The organism is Nocardia cyriacigeorgica (assembly GCF_029868385.1).
In the GTDB taxonomy this organism is placed as follows: Bacteria; Actinomycetota; Actinomycetes; order Mycobacteriales; family Mycobacteriaceae; genus Nocardia; species Nocardia cyriacigeorgica_F.
Genome location: NZ_JARWNX010000058.1, coordinates 81,232 through 103,786 on the forward strand (window position 1 = coordinate 81,232; position 22,555 = coordinate 103,786).

The window sequence follows — 22,555 nt, forward strand, 5'->3', positions numbered from 1 at the left end:
TGCGGCGGTGCGCTGCCCGGACCGGCAGGCGGCGGGTACGACATCTGTTTCCTTCTCCGGTGGATCGTTATCGGGCAGCAGCGACAGCCTCGTATCGGGTGTCGACCTGCCGACCGGATATGTCAATACCCATCCCCACTACGATCGAATCCATGCAGACTCGACCGTTCCAGGAAACCGATCGCGCGCCGCTCCGCGAGTTGTTCGGGCGCGCCGGTACCGGCTCACCCACCGAAAGCCTATGGGGGCACCTGGACTCCGAGGCCGGAGTGTACCTCGATCCGTACATGGACCTGGAGCCCGAGTCGCTGTTCGTCGCCGAACAGGACGGCCGCCTGGTCGGATATCTCGCGGGCTGCGTCGACACCGCGGCGTTCCCATCGGAGAGCGAGCGGATGGAGCAGGCGTTTCGCCGCTACCGCTCGATCTTCCTGTCCCGCTCCGCCCTGTTCTTCGGCCGCGCCACCCTCGACACCGTGATCGGGAAGATCCGGCGCACCCCCGCCGCGGAAGACTTCACCGATGCACGCTGGCCCGCGCACCTGCACATCAATATCGCTCCCGAGGGGCGCGGCACCGGCGCCGCCGACGCCATGATGGAGCTGTGGTTCGCTCGCCTGCGGTCGGTAGATGCACCGGGCTGCCATTTGCAGACCCTGGTGGAGAACACCAGGGCGGTGAAGTTCTTCGAGCGCATGGGATTTCGCGCGTATGGATCCGAGCCGCTGGTTCCTGGCGTGCGTTACCACGGGCAGAGGGTGCGTCAGCGCACCATGGTCCGGGAGTTCTGAGCGGCGACCCACGCCGCTTCCGGCGCCCGGTCGTCCGCGGCGAACGTGGCCCGGATGCGGATGCGGGGTCTACATGTCCAGGCCGAGGTCAAGCACGGTGACCGAGTGGGTGAGGGCGCCGACGGCCAGGTAGTCGACGCCGGTGCCCGCGTATTCGGCGGCGACGTCGAGGGTGAGGCCGCCGGAGGATTCCAGTTTGGTGCCGGGCGCTCGGGCGTCCCTGCGTTGGACGGCGGCCTGGGTCTGCCAGAGCGGGAAGTTGTCCAGCAGGACCAGTTCCACGTTCTCGGCGAGGACGGCATCGAGCTGTTCGAGGCTGTCGACCTCCACCTCGCATTCGATATCGGGGGCCAGTGCGCGGACCGCGCGCAGCGCCTCGACCACCGAACCGGCGGCGACCACATGGTTGTCCTTGATGAGCGCGGCGTCGCCGAGACCCATCCGGTGGTTCACGCCGCCGCCCACCCGGACCGCGTACTTCTGGAGACCACGCAGGCCGGGCAGGGTCTTGCGGCTGTCGCGGATGTGGCATCCGGTGCCGGACACCGCATCCACCCACGCGGCGGTCGCGGTGGCGATACCGGACAGGTGGCACATCAGGTTCAGCATGGTGCGTTCGGCGGTGAGCAGCCCGCGCGTCGGGGCCACGATATCGAGGACCGACTGCCCAGGTGTGACGCGAGTTCCGTCGGCCACCCGCGCGGCCACCTCGTAGTCGCCAGCACCGATGACCTCGTCCAACACCAGCAGCCCGATATCGATCCCGGCCACCGTCCCCGGCTGCCGCGACACCACCGACGCCTTCACCACCGCGTCCTCCGGCACCGTCGCGACAGTCGTCACGTCCGGCCCGTACCGCAGATCCTCGTGCAGCGCGGTACGAATCAGCTCGAGCACTTCCTCGCGCCCCACATCCATCACGAACTCCCTACTCTCATGTCTCTGTTCGGCGAGTGGTACCTGGCTGCGGGGCCTTCTCGCGTTGTGCCGCAGCCAGGTGCCGCTCGGCGGGTCATCCAGTGGTTGTGGGCACCGCAAGCGGGATGAGGTGCGGGGTGGCGTCCGGGGCCAGGCGGACGGCTGTGCTGAGGGGGGTGGCGGACGGGGTCGGGTGGTCGGAGCGGGTGTGGCAGCCGCGGCTTTCCTGGCGGGCTGTCGCGGCCAGCAGTAGGGCGCGGGCGGTCACGGTGAGGGCGGCGTCCTCGACGGCGGTGATGCGCTGGGCCGATAGTTCGGCGGCGGTGAGATCGCGGCGCGGCGGCGGCGCTGTGTGCGTGGGCGTCAGCGCGTTGTCGAGAGCCTCGGTCGCGGCGGCGAGACCGGCGGCATCGCGGACCACCGAGGCATGCGTCGTCATCAGCTGTTGCACCAGCTCGCGCGGTGCGGAGGGGGCGGTGAAGTCCGTATCCGGTGCGAAGTCGGTCGGTTCGCCGAGCCGTGTCACGGCGGCGACGCCCGCGCGTTCGCCCACCACGAGGCCCTCGAGCAGGCTGTTGGAGGCGAGGCGGTTGGCACCGTGCAGCCCGGTGCGCGCGACCTCGCCCGCGGCGTACAGACCGGGCACCGAGGTGCGTCCGCAGACATCGGTGACGACCCCGCCGCACTGATAGTGGGCGGCGGGCGCGACCGGGATCAGATCGGTGCGCGGATCGAGGCCCGCGATACGGCAGGAGGCGGTGATGGTCGGGAAACGGTCGGTGAAGTCGTCGACGGAGCGGGCATCCAGATAGACGTGATCCTCGCCGAGCAGACGCATCCGGTCGGCGATGGCGCGCGAGACCACATCCCGCGGGGCGAGATCGCCACGCGGATGCACACCGGCCGTGACCGATTCACCGCGCGAATCGACCAGCACGGCGCCCTCACCGCGCACCGCCTCGCTGATCAACGGCCTGCGCCCGAGCCCGCCGGGCGTATGCAGAACGGTGGGATGGAACTGGACGAACTCCAGATCCGCCACTTCGGCACCGGCCCACAATGCGAGCGCGATCCCGTCGGCGGTCGCGCCGGACGGATTGGTGCTCAACGCGTAGAGCTGGCCGAGCCCGCCGGTGGCGAGCAGTACCGCGGGAGCGTGCACCGCGCCGATACCGCGCTCCGACACCGCGATCACCCCGCGCACGCCACGCTCGCCGGTGACGATCCGCAGGGCGGCCGTGCCGAACAGCACCGGAAGCCCGGCCTCGTTCAACGCGCGCTGGACCTCCGCGCCGGTGGCATCACCACCGGCGTGGATGATCCGCCGGGTGCTGTGACCGCCCTCGCGGGTACGTGAGATCTGGCCGTCGCGGCCGAGATCGAAGACCGCGCCGAGATCGGTCAGCGCGGTAACGGCGTCCTGGCCGCCCGCCACGATCGATTCGACCGCCTCGACATCACAGAGGCCGCCACCGGCGTCCACCGTGTCACGCACATGCGACTGCACCGAATCGCCGTGCGGCGCGACCACCGCGATACCGCCCTGCGCGTACTGCGTCGAGGTATCGGTCGGGCCGCCCTTGCTCAGCACCAGCACCCGAAGGCCACGCTGCGATGCGGTGCGGGCCGCGGTCAGGCCCGCGACCCCACCACCGATGACGACAAAATCCGCGTCCTCGGTCCAGTCGACTCTCATTCCCCGCCGCCGGGGTTACCGATCTCGATCATGCGCTGGACCGAACCACGGGCCAGGGCAGCGGTTTCCGCGTCGACGTGGACTTCGTCGGCGTTCTCGGCGAGGCAGCGCAGCAGCGCGGCCGGGGTGATCATCTTCATGTACTTGCAGGCCGCGCGGTCGTTGACGGCCTGGAAGTCGATGCCGGGCGCGGCCTTACGCAACTGATGCAGCATGCCGACCTCGGTGGCCACCAGGACCTGGCTCGATTTGGCCGCCTTGGCCGCCTCGATCATGCCGCCGGTGGACAGGATGTGCACCCGGTCGGCCGGGAACGAGCCCTCGCCCGCCAGGTACAGCGCCGAGGTGGCGCAACCACATTCGGGGTGCACGAACAGCTCGGCGTCGGGGTGGGTGCGCGCCTGTTCCTGGAGTTCGTCGCCGTTGATGCCCGCGTGCACATGGCATTCGCCCGCCCAGATGTGCATGTTCTCGCGGCCGGTGACGCGCTTGACGTGCGCGCCGAGGAACTGGTCCGGCAGGAACAGCACCTCGCGGTCGGGATCGACGGAGGCCACCACATCGACGGCGTTCGACGAGGTGCAGCAGATGTCGGTGAGCGCTTTCACCGCGGCGGTGGTGTTGACATACGACACCACGACGGCGTTCGGGTGCTCGGCCTTCCACTCGCGCAGTTCGTCGGCGGTGATCGAATCGGCGAGCGAGCAACCCGCGCGCTGATCCGGGATGAGGACGGTCTTGTCCGGGCTGAGGATCTTGGCGGTCTCGGCCATGAAGTGCACACCGCAGAACACGATGGTGTCCTCGGGTGCTTCGGCCGCGATTCGGGACAGCGCCAGCGAGTCGCCGACGTGGTCGGCCACGTCCTGGATCTCGGGCAGCTCGTAGTTGTGCGCGAGGATCGTCGCATTGCGCAGCCTGGCGAGGCGTTTGACCTCGCTCGCCCACTCGGGTGTCGGGTCGACCCCGGTGAATCCCGACGGGGTGTCGGTAACCCGCTCCAGCAGCGCGGGGGCGAGATCAGCTCCCATCATCGTCATGATGGCTCCTTCCTTCGTACGACCCGGCCCTACCGCCGATTCGCACCACACCAGGTTTTCGACTTATGATCGAAAACGTGCCCCATAGTAACACCATCCACGAATCGCTCACCGCGGTGTTCCAGGTTCGCCGCTTCCCTGCCACCATCACCGCAGGTCACAGTGGTGGCGTGCGCCCGGATGAGCCGGATGGGCGCCGACGACCCGGTCAACGGACCGAATTGGCCGTGCTGCTGTGGCAGCGGGCGCTCGACCCGCAGGCGGGCACCTGGTCGCTGCCCGGCGGGCGGTTGCGCGATGACGAGGACCTGGATTTCTCGGCGCGGCGGCAGCTGGCCGAGAAGGTCGACGTCCGGGAGCTGACCCATATCGAGCAGCTGTCGGTGTTCAGCGCGCCCGATCGGGTGCCCGCGCCGCGTCGGATCGCCTCGGCGTATCTGGGTCTGGTGCCGTTGACCGCCGATCCCCAGCTGCCCTCGGACACTGCATGGCATCCGGTCTCGGCATTGCCGGATATGTCGTTCGACCACGGCATCGTCGTCGATCATGCGCGCGCCCGCCTGGCCGCCAAACTCTCCTACACCAATATCGCCTTCGCCCTCGCCCCCGACACCTTCACCATGTCGACTCTGCGCGAAATCTATTGTGTGGCACTTGGTTACGATGTAGACACGACGAACTTGCAGCGAGTTCTCAGCCGTCGCAAGGTCATCACCCCCACCGGTGACACCGCCGCCCCCGGCCGCGCCGGCGGCCGCCCCGCCGCGGTCTACCGCTTCACCGATTCCGAACTCCGCGTCACCGACGAATTCGCCGCCCTACGCCCGCCCACCTGAAACGGCGAGCCGTCCAACGGCATACCGAGTCCGTCCGGGGCCCACAGCCGAGCCACGGTGATCAGATCTCCGTACCGGCGAGCGCGGTTGGTCGCGGAAGCGGCAGAGGGCTGACTCCTCAGCAGTACTCCGCTTTTGCGTGCTTGCGCTCGCGCCGATAGCGGCGCTTGTTCGGAAGGGGTTGGGCGGCATTGGAACTGCGCAGGGCGTGGCGTTTGCGCCAGGCGGTGAGGTCGGCGCGTTCGGCTGGTGCCCGTTCCGTATCGGTCGCTGTCGGATCGCTCGCCATGGGACCGGCTGCGGCTGCTCGCGTTCTGCTTCGCATATCGTCACCTCCTCTCGATGCTCGCTCGGCAACGCTGTCGCCGTCTGTGACATGCCGCGTGTCACCGTAGGTGGCGAAGGGTCAACCGGCCACCTGTTTTCCGCACAGGTACCCGGCGCTCCGAGAGCAGGTTCGCCGCCGTGCCCTCAAGCCGACTTCATATCCGGGGCGGGTGCGGGTTCGGGACGTCGCCGGGTCATGCGCAGAGCAGCCCAGGCGATGAGTTCGACGAACCAGAACAGGATCAGATACACCGTTACGACCACGACCGGGACAGCGAGGAACAGGATCGACAGCACCGCGACGAGCAGCAACAGCGCGATATCGGCCGCAGTGGCGCCGCGCAGCCGGTTGGCGAAACGGACCGCCGCCCACATCATCCACCGGCGTGGCACCGAGACGCCGAGTTCGCGCAGCGTGCGGCGGAAGATACCGTCGGCGTCGGCCACGCTCACCACACCGGAATCGAGCAGATAATCGTGCAGGATCGCGGCTTTCGTGTACGCGCCGTAGCGCGGGATCAACCACACCACCGGACGCGGTACCGACGCGAAATCGGTACGGAAGCCCGCGGGCACCACGAATCGTTCCGTGGCGCCGCGATATTCCAGCGGTTGCACCACCCGCCAGAACTTCTCGTCGATCTCCTCGACAACGAGCCCACCATCAGCGAACGGCATAGCCTTCTCCCCTGAAAGTCCAGCGTATGCACCGATTCTAGGGTCGCCGGATATCTACACGACCGACCGCGAGGCAACGGTTGGGCCACCATTGGCGACCCGCCCGCGCATCCGGCGAAGGTGGCCCGCCGTCACCCGACCGAGCGGACGCTGCCTTTACCGACCGACGTGGAGGTGAACAGCGCGCTCAGTTCGAATCGCGTTCGGGCGCACCCGGCTGGGCGGAATTTCCCTGCGGCTGGGCCGCATTCCCGTACGGCGGCGCACCGTACATCCCCGGATCCGTGGGCACCCGGTACGGGTCGTACACCAACGCCGGGTCGTACACGTATTCCTGCACCGGCCGCGAGGCGCCGATGGCGCCCGCGTATCCGGTTCCCAGATCTTCCGATGTGCTCAGCGCCGCGAGGAACAACACCACCAGCGAGGCGATCAGCGGTTGCGGCACCAGTGCCAGCCAGGTCCCGACCTCCGGTGGCAGCGTCACGATCTGGCCCACCGGCGGATCGGCCGGGCGCGGATGGTTCGCCTCGGCGAGGTATTCACCGAGGCGGACCATCGCCCAGCCGCCCGCGATCGAACCGAACAGCAGGCCCGCGTACGGGATGGGCCCGCGCATCCGCCGCCACCGCCACGCACCGGCTGCCGAGAGCACGCCGATCACCGCGCCTGTGCAGACGAAGATCGCCACCGCGTCGAATTGGTGCGCGCTCTCACCGGTGAGCGCGGCACCGCGGCCCGGCTGCACGACGAGCAACTGCTCGGCGGGCGCGAGTAGACCCCACGCCACGGCGCCGAGGAGGTTGGCCGCGATCACCGCGGCCGCGATCACGCCCGCCGCGCCCACCTCACGGCGCACGGCGGCGCCCGGGTCCGCCGTCACATTCACTCCGCCCATGTGCTGGATTATGACCGACAGCCGCGGGCGCTGCGTTAGCGGCGCTCCAGACTGGTCGAATCGGTGACGCCGTGCCTGGAGCATTTGGCCCACCAGCCGTCGGGGTTGACCTGCACGATCATCCGGCGTCCGCAGTATTCGCAGAACCGTGGCGGTTCCAGTCCGAGCGCGGCCGCCTGCGGGATCGGATCGTCGAGGCCCGGCACGATCCGTTTACCGGTGAACGGGTTGTAGCGCTCGTCCATATTCGTTGTCACCGCGGCCGGATCAGAGGGTGTCGTTGAGTGCCTTGATCGGCATCTTCAGCTCGCCGAGCAGGTCGAGGTCGCTCTCCGCGGGACGGCCGAGAGTGGTCAGGTAGTTGCCGACGATGACGGCGTTGATACCGCCGAGGATGCCCTGTTTGGCGCCGAGATCGCCGAGAGTGATCTCGCGGCCGCCCGCGAAACGCAGGATGGTGCGCGGCAGGGCGAGCCGGAACGCGGCGACAGCGCGCAGGGCATCGGCGGCCGGGAGCACCTCGAGATCACCGAACGGGGTGCCGGGGCGCGGGTTGAGGAAGTTCAACGGGACCTCGTCGGGTTCGAGTTCGGCCAGGTTGGCGGCGAACTCGGCGCGCTGCTCGAGGCTCTCACCCATGCCGAGGATGCCGCCGCAGCAGACCTCCATCCCGGCGTCGCGCACCATGCGCAGGGTGTCCCAGCGCTCCTCCCAGGTGTGGGTGGTGACGACATTCGGGAAATGCGAGCGCGAGGTCTCCAGGTTGTGGTTGTAGCGGTGCACGCCCATGGCGGCGAGCTGATCGACCTGCTCCTGATTCAGCATGCCCAGCGAGCAGGCGACCTGGATGTCGACCTCGTTGCGGATGGCCTCCACACCGGCGGCGACCTGCGCCATCAGCCGCTCGTCCGGACCACGCACGGCGGCGACGATGCAGAACTCGGTGGCGCCGGTCTTCGCGGTCTGCTTGGCGGCCTCGACCAGGCTCGGGATATCGAGCCAGGCGGCACGCACCGGCGACTGGAACAGGCCGGACTGGGAGCAGAAGTGGCAGTCCTCGGGGCAGCCGCCGGTCTTGAGGCTGATGATGCCCTCGACCTCGACCTCGGGTCCGCACCACTTCATCCGCACGTCATGGGCCAGGGCCAGCAGCTCCTCGAGCCGGTCGTCGCCGAGCCGCAGCACCTCGAGGGTCTGGTCCTGGGTGAGGCCGACGCCGCGTTCGAGCACCTGCTCGCGGGCGGTGGCCAGAATGTCGGTTTTGACGGGTGCCTGGGTCACTGCACGAATCCCTTTCGTCCGGCCGGGGTGGCCGCCGGTTGTGGCCGCTCGAGGTGGCATCCACGCGGTACGACCATGCAACTTGAACGGTGTTCAGGATAGGGTAGCTCGAGAGTGAGTCACAACACGACGGGAGGGTTCCAGCGTGCAACTGCACCGGTCCGATGTGGTCGACGGCGCCATTGCCATCCTCGACCAATACGGTCTCGCCGATCTGACCATGCGGCGTCTGGCCGGATCGTTGCGGGTGCAGCCCGGCGCCCTGTACTGGCATTTCCCGAACAAGCAGGCGCTGCTGGGCGCGGTGGCCGACCGCATCCTCGCCCCCATGGAGGACCCGCTCACCGCCACCGATTGGCCGGGCCAGCTCACCGAACTCGCCCACCGGCTGCGCAACTGCCTGCTCGCCTACCGCGATGGCGCCGAACTCGTCTCGGCCACCTACGCCTCCCGCCTCACCACCAGCAAGGGCCGGGAACGTTTCGCGGGCGCCGCGATCCGCGCGGGGATGCCACGCGCCGAAGCCGAACTGGCCGCGTTCACGCTGCTCTATTACGTGCTCGGCCACACGGTCGACGAACAATCCCGCATGCAGATGGATTCGGCGGGCGCTCTCGCCGAGGCGGACTCCCCACTCGACGACACCGCAACCCCCGACCCCACAGCCCGTTTCGATTTCGGACTGCAATTGTTCGTCGGCGGGATCCGGCACCTGCTCGGCACGCGGGTGCGCTGAGGCGCTGTGTTCATCATGGCCGCCCGGGAAACCAGCGATACATCGCGGCAGCCCCGAGACCGGACGCGAGCCCGAGCGCGACGGCGGACGCGCCGAGGACGCTCACCGCACCGATCACACCGATCACGATCGGACCGGTGAACATACCGATGTCATGGGTGAGCCGCCAGGCGCCCAGGAATTCGGCACGGTGGGTGTCCGGGGCGATATCGGCGCCGACGGTCATGATGACGCCGTTGCTCAGACCGTTGGCGAGGCCGAGCAGGATCGCCACCGCGGTGAGCCCGGCGACGGTCGAAGCGAACGGGACCAGAAGGTAGCCGAGAGCGAACAGACCCATCGAGGGAACGCCGATGGCCTTGCGGCCGAGGCGGTCCATCAGCAGACCGGCCGGATAGGACATCAGTACGTCGACCGCACCCGCGATGCCGAAGATCAGCGCCGTCGTCGAGGCGCTGGTGCCGATATGCGCGGCCCACAGCGGCAGCAGCGCCTGACGGGCAGCGCGGGCGGCGCCCATCAGCAGGGCGCCGGTGCCGAGTGTGCCGAGCAGCCGCCGATGTTCACCCACCACCGACCGCATCGTGAGATGCGCGCTCGCTGCGACCGCGCTCGCCGGTTCGGGCATCGCCATCACCATGGCCCCGCCGATCAGCATGGCCACCAGCTGCACCCAGAGCCCACCGGAGGGACCGCAGGCCGCCACCACCCCGGCGCCGAGGAACGGCCCGGCGAAGAAGCCGAAGCGCATCCATCCCGCCAGCGCGGAGAAGGCCCGGCCGCGGTCGGCGGGCGGCACCACCGCCACCACATACGACTGCCGGGCCAGGCCCCACACCGCGCTCGCGGCGCCGTTGAGCACCATGCCGATCGCGAACACCCACACATTCGGTGCGACGATCGCGGCCAGCATGCCCGCCGCGCCCGCGGTCGATCCGAGCGCGATGGCGGCCCGCTCCCCCAACCGGGAAACCACCCGTCCCGCAGGCAGATCCGCCAGGATCATGCCGAACCCGGACAACGCGACGAGCACACCCGCCAGCCCGATCGAGGCGCCCAACTCCAGCGCCCGCAACGGGAACATGGGCGCCGCGGCCCCCGCCCCGACGCCGTAGACGGCCGACGGCACGAATACCGCCCAGGCCATGGATCGCAGTCGGGCCGGTGGCGGCTTCTCCACCACACCGACCGCTGCCGGGTGGTCGAGCCGGTCGCCGCTATCCACGGTCATCGCTGCGCTCGGGACCGCCGCCGAACCTGTCGCCGTGAGCACGCGGCGAGGTCGGATCGGTGGGCCCCCATGCCCCGGACGATCGCGAGGCGGTGGTCATCGCCCGGACCGAGCCGGTGAGCGTCGCGGCTACGAGGCAGATATCGAGTACTGCGCCCGCGCTCACCTGGCCAGCGCTGGGCGGCGCGCGAACTGGCTCTGCGGACGCGGCAGCCCGAAGTGATCACGCAAGGTGGTGCCGGTGTATTCGGTGCGGAACAACCCGCGTTCACGCAGAATCGGCACCACCGTCTCGGTGAAGACCTCGAGCCCACCCGGGTAGTACGGCGGCATGACGTTGAACCCGTCGGCGGCACCGTTGCGGAACCATTCCTCGATGGTGCCGGCGACCTGCTCCGGTGTTCCGGCGAATACGCGATGTCCGCGTGCACCGGCCAGGCGGTGCAGCAGTCCGCGCACGGTCGGGCGCTCACGCTCGACGATGCCCGCCACCACTTGCAGACGGCTCTGCGTGTTGTCGGTGACATCGCCCGCATCGGCGAACAGTTCGTAGGGCACCGGTTCGTCGAGCTTCAGATGCCGCAGGCTCTTACCCGCGATGCTTTCCAATTGCGCCAGACCGTATTCCGGCACGGTGAGTTCGTTGAACTCGCGTTCCAGCCGCAGTGCCCCGGCCTCGGTGTCGGCGATGAACGGGCTGATGCCGGGCAGGATCTTGACATGCTCGGGGTTGCGGCCGAAGCTTCGCGCCCGTTCTTTGATATCGCGGTAGAACCGCTGACCGTCCTCCAACCGCTGATGTGCGGTGAAGATGGCTTCGGCGTAGCGCCCGGCGAATTCCCGGCCCTCGTTGGAGGCACCGGCCTGCACCAGCACCGGATAACCCTGCGGGGTCCGCGCGGAGCTGAACGGTCCGCGCACACGCAGATGTTCGCCCGCGAAATCGATCCGGTGGATCCGGTCCGGATCGGCGTAGCGCCCGCCGGCCCGGTCGAACAGGATCGCGTCGTCCTCCCAGCTGTCCCACAGCGCGACCACGGCGTCGACGAATTCCTTCGCTCGCGCATACCGTTCCCGATGCTCGGGATGCCGATCGAGACCGAAATTGGCTGCCGCCGCCTCGGTTCCGGTGGTGACGATGTTCCAGCCCGCCCGGCCGCCGGAGATGTGGTCGAGCGAGGAGAACAGCCGCGCCAGGTTGTAGGGCTCGTAATAGGTGGTCGATGCCGTCGCGATCAGGCCGAGATGGGTTGTCGCCGAAGCGATCGCGGTGAGCAGGGTGATCGGTTCGAGGCCCGGTGCGGCGTTGTATTCGACATTGGTGCGCAGCGCGGGGCCGTCGGCGAAGAACACCGCGTCGAAGGTCGCGGCCTCGGCGGTGCGGCCGATCTGCTGGTAGTAGGACGCGTCGTAGATGCGGTCGGCCCCGCTGTCGGGGTGCCGCCACGCCGCCTCATGATGTCCGGCGGGGTAGATGAACGCGTTGAGACTCAACTGTCGTGGCTCGGTCATGATGCCTGCTTCACCTGCGCTGCCTGCGACTCCACTCCGAGCCCGCCGAGCAGCTCCTCTCTGTACCGATTGAACGCCGGATCACTGTGCCGGCGTGGACGTTCCAGTTCGATCTGCCGGTCGAGGGCGATGCGGCCGCCGTCGAGCACCAGCACACGATCGGCCAGCGATACCGCCTCGTCGACATCGTGGGTGACCAGCAGGACGGCGGGCCGATGTTTGGCGCACAGCTCCCGCAGCAGGGCGTGCATCTTGATCCGGGTCAGCGCATCCAGTGCGCCGAAGGGTTCGTCGGCCAGCAGCAGCGCCGGTTCCCGCACCAGTGAACGCGCCAGCGCGACACGCTGCTGCTCACCACCGGACAGTTCGCGCGGCCACGCCTTCTCCCGCCCCTCCAGGCCGACCTCGGCGAGCGCCGCGCGCCCCCGCTCGGCGGCGCCGGAACCGGTCAACCCGAGAGTGACGTTATCGAGCACCCTGGTCCACGGCAGCAACCGCGAATCCTGGAATACCACCGCCTTTTCCGCGGGAACCGCCAGCTCACCGGAGCCGGGTACCTCATCGTCCAGTTCGGCCAGTGCCCGCAGCAGAGTGCTCTTACCGGAACCGCTGCGACCGAGCAGAGCGACGAACTCCCCGCGCGCGATATCGAGATCGACGCCGTCGAGCACCACCCGATCACCGAAGCCGCGGGTGAGGTCGCGGGCGCGAACGACGTTCAGTCGCCCAGTGTCTGACGCCATGACAGTGTCTTCCTTTCCACGGTGCGCACCGCGAGATCGCCGAGCAACCCGAGCAGCCCGTAGATCACCAGGCCGACCACGATGACGTCGATCTGACCGTAGGTGCGGGCCTGGGTCATGAGGTAGCCGATCCCGCTGGTGGCGTTGACCTGTTCCACCACGACCAGCGCCAGCCAGGAGATGGTGACCGCGAGCCGCAGGCCGGTGAAGAATCCGGGTAGCGAACCCGGCAGCGCGATCTTGCGGATGAACGCCGACCGCGACAGGCCCACCGTCTCGGCGAGTTCGACATAGCGGGCATCGACACTGCGCAGATGCGCGTGGGTGTTGATATAGACGGGGATCAGCACGCTGGTGGTGATGACGATGAGCTTCATCTGCTCACCGATGCCGAACCACACGATGAACAGTGGGATCAGTGCCAGCGTCGGAATCGAGCGTTTGATCTGGATCGGCCCGTCGACCACCGCTTCACCGAGCCTGCTCAGCCCGGCGATCAGCGCGAGCACCACACCGATGGCGACACCGAGCACCAAGCTGATCCCGGCCCGCTGCAACGAGGTGAGCAGGTTCGATTGCAGGCGGCCGTCGGCGATGAGGTCGCCGGCGGTCTGCGCGACCGTCCACGGCGCCGGCAGCGTCTCCGGGTCGAGCGCGCCGGAGGCCGAGCCGATCACCCAGGCGCCGACCAGCAGGGCGGGACCGAGGGCCGCGCCGAACGGGATCGCCCGGCCCGGCCCCAATTTGCGGCGGGTCCGTCGACGGGTGGCGAGCGCGGGAGTGGAGCTGGTGCGGGACGCGCGTCCGAGAAAGCCCGCGGGGACGGTGTGTACGGCCATCAGTTGCTCCCCGGTTCGAAGCTCGCGCCGACCTGGCCGACGGTTTCGGTGATGACGGCATCGAAACGCAGATCGAAACCATCGGCGGCCGTGACCTTGCGTGGCAGTTCACCGGCGGCGTCGATGGCGTCGACGGTGGCCTGCTGACGATCGATGAGCCGCTGGTCCAGATGCGGAAAAGTGACGACACCACGGGATTCCACGATGCGGGTGGCGTCCTCGAGACTCACGTTCTGGTTGTCCACGTAATACTTCTGCGCCCATTCGGCACGGTTGTCGTTCACCCACTGCCAGGACCGCACATACGCGGCGACCAGCGCGCGGGTGGCGGCGGCCTTGGCCGGATCACGCACCACCTCGCGGCGCGCGTACAGGTAGGTGAGCCCCGGATAGGTGCCTTCGGTGGCGGCGTCGGGGATCAACGAGGTGCCGGAGGTGCGCAGGAAGCGAGTGATGTTCGGTTCGCCGAGCGGAGCGATATCGACCTGACCGGTGCGCACCGCGTCGAGGAACTCGGCCAGTTGAATCCGCACCAACTCCACATCCGAGGTGGCCAGGCCCGCCTTGTCGAGCAGACGCAGCACCGCCGCCTGCTGTGAGGTGCCCTCGGCGTAGGCGATCTTCTTGCCCTTGATATCGGCGATGTCCTGCACCGAAACGCCCGGCGCCACCCCGAATTTCAGTGAGGCCGGGTCGATCTGTGAGGCCGCGATGATCGGCACGTCCTGTTCGGCGGCGAGTGCGTGGATGGGCGGGACATCACCGACCCACGCCACATCGGCGGCACCCGCGCGGAAGGATTCCAGGATGGCCGGGCCGCCTACGAAGTTGGCGAATTCGACCTCGAACGGCAGCTTGTCCAGTTCACCCGAGAGCAGCAGCTGATGGCGCAGCAGTTCGGACTGGTCGGCAATGACGAGGGTGGTGCCGGGCGGCACCTCGGTGGGCAGCGGCCCGTCGACGACCGACCCCGCCTCGGTGTCGTCGGCGGCGCATCCGGTCAGCGCGAACGTCGCGAACGACAGTGCGGCGAGCAGGGCGGCGGCGGTCCGGGCACGTGGGCCGGTGCGGAAGAAACGAGGTCGAGCCATGCGGGGAATTCAACAATCCGGGTCGCGCCCCGAACACCGTTAACAACAGCGTGATCCGAACTCCGACCTCAGCGTCCCGCGTCGAACAGCACGCCGGTCTGCCGTGCCAACCGCTGCACGAACGGCACCACCTGCTGGGCGATGACGGTGTTGTATTCGTCCGGACGCTGGCGCGGATTCGCGTGTCCGGTGCGGCGCGCCAGCACCACGAGCAGGGCGCCGTCGATGCCGCCGACCTCGTCGATGAGCACCTGATGGGTGCGTTCGACATCGACCACCGTGTCGCGGTACGGGTTGTGCGGGCGGATGAACACGATCGCCGGACGCGGTTTACCGTCGGACGGTTGCGCCAGGGCCCGCAGATTGTCGATCGAACCGCCCGCGACGATGGCCAGGAACTGGGCTTCGATCAGGCCGTTGCTCGCGGCGTCGCTGGAGAAGATCTTGTCACGCAGCACCTCACCCACCACCGCACGCAACTCCCCCGGCCGGATACCGGGCACACCGGTACGGTCGACGAAACGTTCGCGCCGGGCATAGGTTTCGACGACCAGCCGCAAGGCGCGGCTCTCCCTGGCGCCGGGCAGCCAGCCCATCCAGCGCACCATGTCCTGTCCGCGACCGCGTTCCTCGGGGCGCACGGCGTTCAGATCCAGCGGCGTGCAATCGAGCAGCACCCCGACCAGCCGCAGCTCACTGTCGGTGTGGATGTGCTGGCCCACCTCGAGCGCGATCACACCGCCCATGCTGTGCCCGGTCAGCACGATATTGCGGATACCGGACATGATCGCGGCCCGGATGATCAGATCGGCGATCACCTTGGTGTCGATACCGCGATTGTCGTAGCGGATCGCCCACACCACCCCCATATCGGCGAGGGCGGGCAGGGCTTCGGCGGTATCGGAGGCATTGAGTCCGCCGAGACCGACCATATCCACGACGGCGGTGTCCCAATCGCCGGGGTCGGCGGGCTCCGAGATCGGCAGCAGCGCCGGTTCGGTGCCCGCCAACCGCGCCCGTTCCGGCGCGACATCATGCGCCAAGTACTGGATGAAGACGATCAATACGGTCAGTACCAGCACCGCAACCCGCGACAACGCCAACCGGGTGCGGCGCAACGTCGTCCAGGTATGGCCGAACCGGGTCTCGGCCAGCCGGGCCCGCCGTCGCGCGTCGTCCCAGTCGGTGACTGTGGACGGGTGCCGATCGTCCAGGGGCGACATCTTTTCACTGTAGGCACGCCGCGCGCTGCCCTGCCATCGCCGCGCCCCGGCGCCGCGGTGAACCCGACCGCTCGGTAGAGTTCGTCGCACCCTCGGTGGGTGCGGGAATCCGGTGCAATTCCGGGACGGTCGCGCCACTGTGAGCGCCCCGCGGGCGCGAGTCAGACCTCCCCCACCGGACGAACTCTGGAGAGGCCGCGACTTGCCTGTGGGGCGCTGTTCAGCCATGGTGCGCGCACGATGACCCGTGTCGACATCCGGATCGTGCTACCCGTGCTGCTGGCCGCGCTCGCCGTGGTGATGGTCCTGGCCACCGGATTCGGCGCCGAATCACTACCGGTGCCCGGCGTGCTCGAGGTGCTCTCGCACCGCCTCACCGGACGCGTTCCACCGGATCCGGGGATGGACACCATCGTGTGGCAGCTGCGGGTGCCGCGCACGATGCTCGCCGCGATCGTCGGCGCCGGGCTGGCCCTGGCGGGCGCCGCGATGCAGACGTTGGTGCGCAACCCATTGGCCGATCCGTTCCTGCTCGGCGTGTCGTCCGGTGCCGGGGTCGGGGCCGCGACGGTGCTCACCTCGGGCGTCTTCGCCGGTGCCGGGATCTGGGCGTTGTCCGGCGGCGCGCTGGCCGGTGCGTTCGCCGCCGCCGCACTGGTATTCGTGATCGCGGTGAGCCAGGGCGGGTTGACACCGCTGCGGCTCGTGCTGACCGGCACGGTGCTCGCCTCGGCGTTCTCGGCGATGACCAGCTACCTGATCTTCCGCAGCACCGATCCCGCGGCCGCGCAATCGGTGCTGTTCTGGCTGCTCGGCAGTCTGGCCGGGGCCGACTGGACCCGGATCGGGGTGCCGCTCACCGTGGTCGTTCTCGGCGCCGTGAGCCTGATCGCGGCGGCGGGCTGGCTGGACGCGCTGCATCTGGGCGCGGACACCGCCGCGTCGGTCGGTGTTCCGGTACGTGAACTGCGGATCGCGCTGTTCGTGCTGCTGGCCGTACTGGTCGGGGTCCTGGTGGCGGTATCGGGCGGCATCGGATTCGTCGGCCTGGTGGTGCCGCATGCCACCCGCCTCATCGTCGGCCCACGCCACCGCGCCCTGCTACCCGCCTGCGCCCTGCTCGGCGCGCTGTTCCTGGTGATCGCCGACGCCGCCACCCGCGTACTGGTCCGTCCCACCGAAATCCCGGTCGGCGTGCTCACCGGATTGATCGGCGCACCGGCGTTCCTGGTCCTGATGGGTCGTCGGCACTACCGGTTCGGTGCCTCATGAGCGCGACAGTCGCGGCGTTCACGGGGAGCCGCCCGGCTCGCGGTGCGGCGTCATGACTTCCGAGCACGGCACCGGCGGCGCGATCGTCGCTGCGCACGGATTGGCCTGTACCGCCGGTCGGCGCGTGGTCGTCTCCGGGATCGATGTCGAGATCCGGTCCGGGGAGATGATCGGTATCGTCGGGCCGAACGGCGCGGGTAAGACGACGTTGCTGCGCACGCTCGCGGGTCTGACGAAGCCGCAGCGTGGGCGCGTCACAGTGGGCACCGACGACCTGCATGCGCTCTCGGCGCGGCGGCGGGCGCGGACGGTGGCGCTGGTGGCGCAGGACGAACGTCCACCCGATGATCTGCGGGCCTGCGAGGTGGTCGCGCTCGGGCTCACGCCGTATCTGCCGCCGTGGGGCGCGGGGTCGTCGCGGGAACGCGCGATCGTCGACGAGGCGCTCGCCGCGGTGGATCTCGCCGGTTTCGGCGACCGCCCGGTGCATCGGCTCTCCGGCGGCGAACGTCAGCGGGTGCTGCTGGCGCGCGCACTCGTCCAGGACACACCGGTGCTGCTACTGGACGAGCCGACCAACCATCTCGACATCACCCACCGGCTCGAACTGCTCGCCAGGATCAGGAGTCTGGATCGCACCGTGATCGCCGCACTGCACGATCTGGCGCTGGCCGACCGCTACTGCGATCGAGTGCTGGTGGTGCACGAGGGCCGTGCTCATCCGCTCGAACCACCCGAGATCGCCCTGCGCGCCGACATCGTCGACACCGTATTCGGTGTGCGCGTCACCCGCGTCCCGCATCCGGAGACCGGCGAGAACCATCTGCTCATCACCCCGCGAGAGGCGGCCCTGTGAAACAACCGATCCGAATGCTGTCGGTGGCCACGCTGGCCATAACGCTCGCCGCCTGCGGTAACCCCGAGGCGGCCACCGGCGATCTCACCGTCCGCAACTGCGGCGTCGAGGTGAGCTTCCCCGCACCCGCGCAGCGCATGTTCGTCAACGACGGCAATATGATCTCGATGGTGCTCGCGCTCGGCGCCGAGAACCAGGTGGTGGCGGTGTCGAGTATGCAGCGCGATGCCGAGGTGCTGCGCCGCCATTATGGCGCCGCTGCCGTCGACGGCCTGAAATCGGCAGCGCCCCAGCAAGCTTCCCGCGAGACGGTGCTGGCCAAGGGCCCGGACGTGATGGTGGCGGGCTGGAACTACGGCTACGACGAATCCAAGAACCTCACCCCCGATTCGTTGCGCGCCGCGGGCATCGCCGCCTACACACTCACCGAGAGCTGCCGCCAGCAAGCCGGACAACGCCCGCGCGGTGTGGTCGAACCGTGGACGGCGCTGCGCGAGGACCTCACCAATCTCGGCGCCATCACCGGCCGCACCGACCGCGCCACCGAACTCGTCGACGATCTCGATCGCAGGCTCGCCGCGTTGGCGGCCGCCCCGCGACCGGAGCGGACCCCGCAGATCTTCCTGTTCGACAGCGGTAGCGACACCATCTTCTCCAGTGGAAGTTTCGGTGCGCCACAGGCGATCCTGGACGCGGCGGGCGGACGCAATGTGCTCTCCGATGTACCCGACACCTGGACCGCGGTGTCCTGGGAGCGGCTGGCGGGCGCCGACCCGGACGCGATCATGTTCGTCGACTATCCGATGCAGAGCCATGCCGAAAAGGTGGAGATGCTGCGCGCCAAACCTGGTATCAACCAGCTGCGCGCCGTGACCGAGGGGCGTTTCCTGAACCTGCCCTACGCCATGTGGACGAGCGGACCGCTCAATATCGATGCGGCCGAACAGATCCGCAAACAGCTCGAGCAGTGGGGACTGGTGCCGCCGTCGACCATCGAGCCACGTTCGGACGACGTGATCCGCTGAGCCTGTCAGGCGGTCCGGGCGCTATCGGACGGTCCAGCACACCGCCGATTCCACCCGGCGGCGCACGATGATCCGACCGCATGAGACTCGCCACAAGAGCTCCGCCTCACGTCGGCGAGTCAGAAAATTTTCGCAGGCACACCGGCGAATACGGGACTACCGTCGTTCAGGTGACGCGCGCGGCGCTCCACCCCTATAATTTCTCGCCCGCCGACGGGCGTGACATTGGACACAAACGCGCGATATTCGCTTGTGCGCGACTATTGCCTTGCCAATATGATCGCGCGGTGGCGAGTGACATGGGATTCGGAGATGCGCTCGAGCGTTTCCTGACGGGCCTGTTCAGCGCGAGCCGAACCGAGGGCGTCGACCAGCTCGTCGCCTTGGATCTGTCGCTGTCCCAAGCACGTACCATGTTCGTCCTCGGCCACGACGATCGTCAGCAGCTGCCCATCCACACCATCGCCGAACGACTCTCGCTATCGGTGACCGCGGCGGGGCGCAATGTGGATCGACTCGTTCGTCTCGGTTTGCTGACCAGGGACGAGAGCCCAGAGGACCGGCGAGTGAAGCTGGTCGGCCTCAGTGCACACGGGCGAGCGGTCATTCGCGATCAGATGATGTGCCATCGCGAAACTCTCGACCGTCTCGTCGAACGTCTGCCGGATGACGTTCGCGACGATCTGCACGCCGCCGTCCTCGGCGTGCTCGACTCCGGGGCACTCGCCTCGGTGCAAACCATCCCAGCCGTATCGACGGGAGACCCCTCGTGAGCAAGTCCGCCGGCAATACCGCCGCAGCGGTACCCGACAAGATCGACGGCGCCGTACTGAAGGTCGCCGGTGTCGTCGTCCTCGGCGCCATCATGTCGATTCTCGACATCACCGTGGTCAATGTCGCACTGCCGACATTCCAGACCGAGTTCGATGTCGCCAACTACTCCACGGTGGCCTGGACGGTCACCGCCTACACCCTCGCCCTGGCGACGGTGATCCCGCTGACCGGCTGGGCCGCCGACCGATTCGGCACCAAACGCCTCTATCTGAGCGCGCTGGTGCTGTTCACCGGCGGTTCGGTGCTGTGCGCACTGGCCTGGAGCATCGAGGCGCTGATCGCGTTCCGTGTGATCCAGGGTCTCGGCGGCGGCATGCTGATGCCGCTCGGCATGACAATCATGACCAAGGCCGCGGGGCCCGAGCGGATCGGCCGCCTCATGGCGATCCTCGGTATCCCGATGCTGCTGGGCCCGATCCTCGGCCCGATCCTCGGCGGCTGGCTGATCGACAACGCCTCCTGGCACTGGATCTTCCTGATCAACCTGCCCATCGGCGCCATCTCGCTGGTGTACGCCTACATTGTGCTGCCCAAGGACGATCCGCAGCCGAGCGAGAGCTTCGACGTGATCGGCATGCTGATGCTGTCGCCGGGTCTGGCGCTGTTCCTGTTCGGTGTCTCCACCATCCCGGAGGAGGGCACCCTCGCCGCGCCGAAGGTGTGGGCAACCATGCTCATCGGCGGTCTGCTGGTGATCGCGTTCGTGTTCTACTCGTTCAAGCCCAAGCATCCGCTGCTGGATCTGCGGCTGTTCAAGAACTTCAACCTGTCGATCTCGACGATCACCATGTTCCTGTTCGCGGCCTCGTTCTTCGGTGGTCTGCTGCTGGTGCCCACCTACTTCCAGCAGGTGCGCGGTGAGAGCCCGCTGATGGCGGGTCTGCTGGTGGCGCCGCAGGGTCTCGGCACCATGCTCACCATGCCGCTGGCGGGTGCGCTGGCCGATAAGCTGCCGGTCGGGCGGATCGTGCCGATCGGCATGGCCACCATCACCGTCGCGATGTTCGGGCTGTCGCAGACCGATGCGCACACCTCCTACCCGATATTGCTCGGCCTGCTGTTCGTGCTCGGTCTCGGCATGGGTGGCACCATGATGCCGCTGATGACGGCCGCGCTGCGGACGCTCAGCGAGCATGAGGTGGCCCGTGGTTCCACGCTGCTCAATATCGCGCAGCAGATCGCGAGTTCGGTCGGTGTCGCCATCATCTCGGTGGTGCTGACCAACCAGTTCAAGGCCTCGGAACCGGTATCGGCGGCCCAAGCCGTCGGTGAAGCCGAACGCACCGGCACCGCGCCGGATCCGTCGATCCTGGAGTACATCCAGTCGATGGGTGAGAAGTTCCAGTCGATCGTCCTCGACGATATGGCTTCGGCGTTCTCCACCAGCTACCTGGTCGCGGCGTTCCTGTGCCTGGTCACCCTGATCGCCTCGTTCTTCCTGCCCCGCAAGAAGGATGCGGCACAGATCGAGGGTGAGCAGTCGAAGGCTCCGGTCATGATGCACTGAGTCGAGCAATCGGCGAACGTCCACGGTCCCTGCGTGAATCTTTCACGCGGGGACCGTGGCGTTCATCGACCGGGAATGTCTATACGGAGACGTTGGCCATACTGGCCGCGATGCCGTCCGCGTTGGCGACCCGCTGGTCACGAAACGTGCCGTCGCTTCGTTCGTAGTACTCATCGAACACCGCCGCCGCTGCCCCTGGCGTATCTGTGGCCAATAGCCTGCGATATGCCGCGGATTCCTCGCCGCGCAGCTCATGCATCATGAAGTCGACCTGAGTCTTCCAATCACCGACCGGCTTGCCCTGTGCTGCGGCGAAGGCTTCGAGATTCTGGCGCCGTCCGCCGAGCCACTGACACAACCCGTACGCACCTTCTTTCGGGTTGTAGGCCCCGGTATTCAATCCGGGCGCTTCGACCTGCATATTGCCGAGCACTCCGGCTGCCTGTGCAGGGGTGAGACCGTGCTCGAGGAGTCGCTTGTAGATGTTTTCGGCCGTGGCTCGCTCACCACCATCCAGCGGTGTCGCGGTCGCGTTCGTGGCCGGGGACCCGCCCTCGTAGATATCGGCGGGCAGGTTGCTGCCGAAATTCGGTGTCCACGGTGGTGCCCCGCCACCCGACGGGGCACCGCCGTTCTGCGGATTCCCTCCTCCTGGAGGTGAATTCCACGCCTGCCGGTCCAGTTCGTTGAAGGCGTCCCAGACCGCATCGACCGCTTTGCCGATGACCTTGTCGATCGCCTCGACAGCACCGACCTGCTCAGCCGGGGTCGGGCGGTCCGGCGGGTCGTCGACAACGTCGGCCAGAATTTCGTCGACTGCCTTCTCGAGAGCATCGACCTGGGCAGTCACCTCATTGGCCACATCAGCGGACGCGGCAGCCATCTCGGCGATCTGATCGTCGAGCGAGTTCCATTGGTCCTTGTAGTCTTTGACGTCCCCGGCGCGAAGGTTGTATTCCTTCTTCAGCTCGCCGTCCCCCGGCATCTTCGCATCACCGAGTCCATCCAGGTACTTGGCCGTGATCCGGGTCGCGGTCTTATCACCGAGCCCCTTCTTCAGGGCCTCCAGCGTCGCTTCGGTTCGGGCGATATACGGGTTCAGGATGGGCGCGTCGGAAAAACGCCGAAAGCTCACTGGATCCGGGGCCACCGTCCACCTCCCACACACACCGCACGGCGGCGACTCTGTCCCGCCATGCCGGTCGAGCACCTGCATACATA

23 protein-coding genes and 1 riboswitch are annotated in these 22,555 nt (G+C 68.0%); of the genes, 8 read left to right on the plus strand and 15 right to left on the minus strand.

Annotation, left to right across the window (positions count from 1 at the left end; genetic code table 11):
* Positions 1–152: 152 nt before the first annotated feature.
* Positions 153–791, plus strand: coding sequence for a GNAT family N-acetyltransferase (locus QH168_RS19605; protein ID WP_280236187.1), 639 nt, complete (start codon positions 153–155; stop codon positions 789–791).
* 69 nt (positions 792–860) lie between these two features.
* On the opposite strand, the gene nadC is transcribed toward QH168_RS19605, so the two are convergent.
* The 3 genes from nadC to nadA form a co-directional block, all read right to left on the minus strand.
* Positions 861–1,709, minus strand: coding sequence for a carboxylating nicotinate-nucleotide diphosphorylase (nadC, locus tag QH168_RS19610; protein ID WP_280236188.1), 849 nt, complete (start codon positions 1,707–1,709; stop codon positions 861–863).
* A 94-nt stretch (positions 1,710–1,803) separates the two neighbouring features.
* The gene (locus QH168_RS19615) at positions 1,804–3,405 is read right to left on the minus strand and encodes an L-aspartate oxidase (protein ID WP_280236189.1); all 1,602 of its coding nucleotides are present in this window, start codon (positions 3,403–3,405) and stop codon (positions 1,804–1,806) included.
* On the minus strand, positions 3,402–4,445 hold the full coding sequence (nadA, locus tag QH168_RS19620; protein WP_280236190.1) for a quinolinate synthase NadA: 1,044 nt from the start codon (positions 4,443–4,445) through the stop codon (positions 3,402–3,404). The genes QH168_RS19615 and nadA overlap by 4 nt, the downstream gene beginning before the upstream one ends.
* Before the next feature lie 77 nt (positions 4,446–4,522).
* Between nadA and QH168_RS19625 the strand changes: the two genes are divergently transcribed.
* Positions 4,523–5,281 carry an NUDIX hydrolase gene (locus QH168_RS19625; protein ID WP_280236191.1) on the plus strand — a complete coding sequence of 253 codons (759 nt, stop codon included), beginning with the start codon at positions 4,523–4,525 and terminating at the stop codon, positions 5,279–5,281.
* A gap of 118 nt (positions 5,282–5,399) precedes the next feature.
* Here QH168_RS19625 and QH168_RS19630 read toward each other — a convergent pair whose 3' ends face one another.
* From QH168_RS19630 to bioB, 5 genes are all read right to left on the minus strand, one after another.
* Complete coding sequence (locus tag QH168_RS19630; protein ID WP_280236192.1) at positions 5,400–5,606, minus strand: hypothetical protein; 207 nt, start codon at positions 5,604–5,606, stop codon at positions 5,400–5,402.
* A 146-nt stretch (positions 5,607–5,752) separates the two neighbouring features.
* Positions 5,753–6,286 carry a DUF1353 domain-containing protein gene (locus tag QH168_RS19635; RefSeq protein WP_280236193.1) on the minus strand — a complete coding sequence of 178 codons (534 nt, stop codon included), beginning with the start codon at positions 6,284–6,286 and terminating at the stop codon, positions 5,753–5,755.
* A gap of 187 nt (positions 6,287–6,473) precedes the next feature.
* Positions 6,474–7,184 carry a DUF2567 domain-containing protein gene (locus QH168_RS19640; protein WP_280236194.1) on the minus strand — a complete coding sequence of 237 codons (711 nt, stop codon included), beginning with the start codon at positions 7,182–7,184 and terminating at the stop codon, positions 6,474–6,476.
* A gap of 35 nt (positions 7,185–7,219) precedes the next feature.
* Positions 7,220–7,429, minus strand: a complete 210-nt coding sequence (locus QH168_RS19645) for a hypothetical protein (protein ID WP_280236252.1) — start codon at positions 7,427–7,429, stop codon at positions 7,220–7,222.
* 22 nt (positions 7,430–7,451) lie between these two features.
* Positions 7,452–8,465 carry a biotin synthase BioB gene (gene bioB, locus QH168_RS19650; RefSeq protein ID WP_280236195.1) on the minus strand — a complete coding sequence of 338 codons (1,014 nt, stop codon included), beginning with the start codon at positions 8,463–8,465 and terminating at the stop codon, positions 7,452–7,454.
* A gap of 145 nt (positions 8,466–8,610) precedes the next feature.
* On the opposite strand from bioB, the gene QH168_RS19655 reads away from it, so the two are divergent.
* Positions 8,611–9,201: a TetR/AcrR family transcriptional regulator C-terminal domain-containing protein gene (locus QH168_RS19655; RefSeq protein WP_280236196.1), complete on the plus strand. Its 591-nt coding sequence runs from the start codon at positions 8,611–8,613 to the stop codon at positions 9,199–9,201.
* A 13-nt stretch (positions 9,202–9,214) separates the two neighbouring features.
* Here the strand turns inward: QH168_RS19655 and QH168_RS19660 are convergent, their stop codons facing one another.
* The 6 genes from QH168_RS19660 to QH168_RS19685 all read right to left on the minus strand — a co-directional run bounded on the left by QH168_RS19660 (position 9,215) and on the right by QH168_RS19685 (position 15,840).
* Positions 9,215–10,432 (minus strand): MFS transporter, encoded by a 1,218-nt coding sequence (locus tag QH168_RS19660; RefSeq protein ID WP_280236197.1) that lies wholly within the window; start codon positions 10,430–10,432, stop codon positions 9,215–9,217.
* Positions 10,433–10,594: 162 nt separating this feature from the next.
* A complete protein-coding gene (locus QH168_RS19665) occupies positions 10,595–11,944 on the minus strand; it encodes an LLM class flavin-dependent oxidoreductase (RefSeq protein WP_432421139.1) in 1,350 nt (449 codons plus the stop codon).
* The gene (locus tag QH168_RS19670; protein WP_280236198.1) at positions 11,941–12,687 is read right to left on the minus strand and encodes an ABC transporter ATP-binding protein; all 747 of its coding nucleotides are present in this window, start codon (positions 12,685–12,687) and stop codon (positions 11,941–11,943) included. The genes QH168_RS19665 and QH168_RS19670 overlap by 4 nt, the downstream gene beginning before the upstream one ends.
* Positions 12,663–13,526 (minus strand): ABC transporter permease, encoded by an 864-nt coding sequence (locus QH168_RS19675; protein ID WP_280236199.1) that lies wholly within the window; start codon positions 13,524–13,526, stop codon positions 12,663–12,665. The genes QH168_RS19670 and QH168_RS19675 overlap by 25 nt, the downstream gene beginning before the upstream one ends.
* Positions 13,526–14,617 (minus strand): ABC transporter substrate-binding protein, encoded by a 1,092-nt coding sequence (locus QH168_RS19680; protein ID WP_280236200.1) that lies wholly within the window; start codon positions 14,615–14,617, stop codon positions 13,526–13,528. The genes QH168_RS19675 and QH168_RS19680 overlap by 1 nt, the downstream gene beginning before the upstream one ends.
* 68 nt (positions 14,618–14,685) lie before the next feature.
* The gene (locus QH168_RS19685; protein WP_280236201.1) at positions 14,686–15,840 is read right to left on the minus strand and encodes an alpha/beta fold hydrolase; all 1,155 of its coding nucleotides are present in this window, start codon (positions 15,838–15,840) and stop codon (positions 14,686–14,688) included.
* Between the two features lie 79 nt (positions 15,841–15,919).
* A riboswitch (cobalamin riboswitch) is annotated at positions 15,920–16,031 on the plus strand.
* Between the two features lie 49 nt (positions 16,032–16,080).
* Here QH168_RS19685 and QH168_RS19690 point away from each other — a divergent pair.
* From QH168_RS19690 to QH168_RS19710, 5 genes are all read left to right on the plus strand, one after another.
* Positions 16,081–17,112, plus strand: coding sequence for a FecCD family ABC transporter permease (locus tag QH168_RS19690; protein WP_280236202.1), 1,032 nt, complete (start codon positions 16,081–16,083; stop codon positions 17,110–17,112).
* Positions 17,113–17,164: 52 nt separating this feature from the next.
* The gene (locus tag QH168_RS19695; RefSeq protein WP_280236203.1) at positions 17,165–17,968 is read left to right on the plus strand and encodes an ABC transporter ATP-binding protein; all 804 of its coding nucleotides are present in this window, start codon (positions 17,165–17,167) and stop codon (positions 17,966–17,968) included.
* Between the two features lie 14 nt (positions 17,969–17,982).
* On the plus strand, positions 17,983–18,993 hold the full coding sequence (locus QH168_RS19700; protein WP_280236254.1) for an ABC transporter substrate-binding protein: 1,011 nt from the start codon (positions 17,983–17,985) through the stop codon (positions 18,991–18,993).
* 170 nt (positions 18,994–19,163) lie between these two features.
* Positions 19,164–19,766, plus strand: a complete 603-nt coding sequence (locus tag QH168_RS19705) for a MarR family winged helix-turn-helix transcriptional regulator (protein WP_280236204.1) — start codon at positions 19,164–19,166, stop codon at positions 19,764–19,766.
* Entirely contained in the window at positions 19,763–21,334 is a 1,572-nt protein-coding gene (locus QH168_RS19710; protein ID WP_280236205.1) for a DHA2 family efflux MFS transporter permease subunit, read from the plus strand. Before QH168_RS19705 ends, QH168_RS19710 begins: the two co-directional genes overlap by 4 nt.
* Before the next feature lie 79 nt (positions 21,335–21,413).
* On the opposite strand, the gene QH168_RS19715 is transcribed toward QH168_RS19710, so the two are convergent.
* Positions 21,414–22,550: a phage tail tip lysozyme gene (locus tag QH168_RS19715; RefSeq protein WP_280236206.1), complete on the minus strand. Its 1,137-nt coding sequence runs from the start codon at positions 22,548–22,550 to the stop codon at positions 21,414–21,416.
* Positions 22,551–22,555: the final 5 nt, after the last annotated feature.

Bases quoted from the DNA above. Each gene is read 5' to 3' on its own strand.
- QH168_RS19605 (WP_280236187.1), top strand. From the start codon at position 153: ATGCAGACTCGACCGTTCCAGGAAACCGATCGCGCGCCGCTCCGCGAG.
- nadC (WP_280236188.1), bottom strand. From the start codon at position 1,709: ATGGATGTGGGGCGCGAGGAAGTGCTCGAGCTGATTCGTACCGCGCTG.
- QH168_RS19615 (WP_280236189.1), bottom strand. From the start codon at position 3,405: ATGAGAGTCGACTGGACCGAGGACGCGGATTTTGTCGTCATCGGTGGT.
- nadA (WP_280236190.1), bottom strand. From the start codon at position 4,445: ATGACGATGATGGGAGCTGATCTCGCCCCCGCGCTGCTGGAGCGGGTT.
- QH168_RS19630 (WP_280236192.1), bottom strand. From the start codon at position 5,606: ATGCGAAGCAGAACGCGAGCAGCCGCAGCCGGTCCCATGGCGAGCGAT.
- QH168_RS19635 (WP_280236193.1), bottom strand. From the start codon at position 6,286: ATGCCGTTCGCTGATGGTGGGCTCGTTGTCGAGGAGATCGACGAGAAG.
- QH168_RS19640 (WP_280236194.1), bottom strand. From the start codon at position 7,184: ATGGGCGGAGTGAATGTGACGGCGGACCCGGGCGCCGCCGTGCGCCGT.
- QH168_RS19645 (WP_280236252.1), bottom strand. From the start codon at position 7,429: ATGGACGAGCGCTACAACCCGTTCACCGGTAAACGGATCGTGCCGGGC.
- QH168_RS19660 (WP_280236197.1), bottom strand. From the start codon at position 10,432: ATGACCGTGGATAGCGGCGACCGGCTCGACCACCCGGCAGCGGTCGGT.
- QH168_RS19665 (WP_432421139.1), bottom strand. From the start codon at position 11,944: ATGACCGAGCCACGACAGTTGAGTCTCAACGCGTTCATCTACCCCGCC.
- QH168_RS19670 (WP_280236198.1), bottom strand. From the start codon at position 12,687: ATGGCGTCAGACACTGGGCGACTGAACGTCGTTCGCGCCCGCGACCTC.
- QH168_RS19675 (WP_280236199.1), bottom strand. From the start codon at position 13,526: ATGGCCGTACACACCGTCCCCGCGGGCTTTCTCGGACGCGCGTCCCGC.
- QH168_RS19680 (WP_280236200.1), bottom strand. From the start codon at position 14,617: ATGGCTCGACCTCGTTTCTTCCGCACCGGCCCACGTGCCCGGACCGCC.
- QH168_RS19685 (WP_280236201.1), bottom strand. From the start codon at position 15,840: ATGTCGCCCCTGGACGATCGGCACCCGTCCACAGTCACCGACTGGGAC.
- QH168_RS19690 (WP_280236202.1), top strand. From the start codon at position 16,081: ATGACCCGTGTCGACATCCGGATCGTGCTACCCGTGCTGCTGGCCGCG.
- QH168_RS19695 (WP_280236203.1), top strand. From the start codon at position 17,165: ATGACTTCCGAGCACGGCACCGGCGGCGCGATCGTCGCTGCGCACGGA.
- QH168_RS19700 (WP_280236254.1), top strand. From the start codon at position 17,983: ATGCTGTCGGTGGCCACGCTGGCCATAACGCTCGCCGCCTGCGGTAAC.
- QH168_RS19715 (WP_280236206.1), bottom strand. From the start codon at position 22,550: ATGCAGGTGCTCGACCGGCATGGCGGGACAGAGTCGCCGCCGTGCGGT.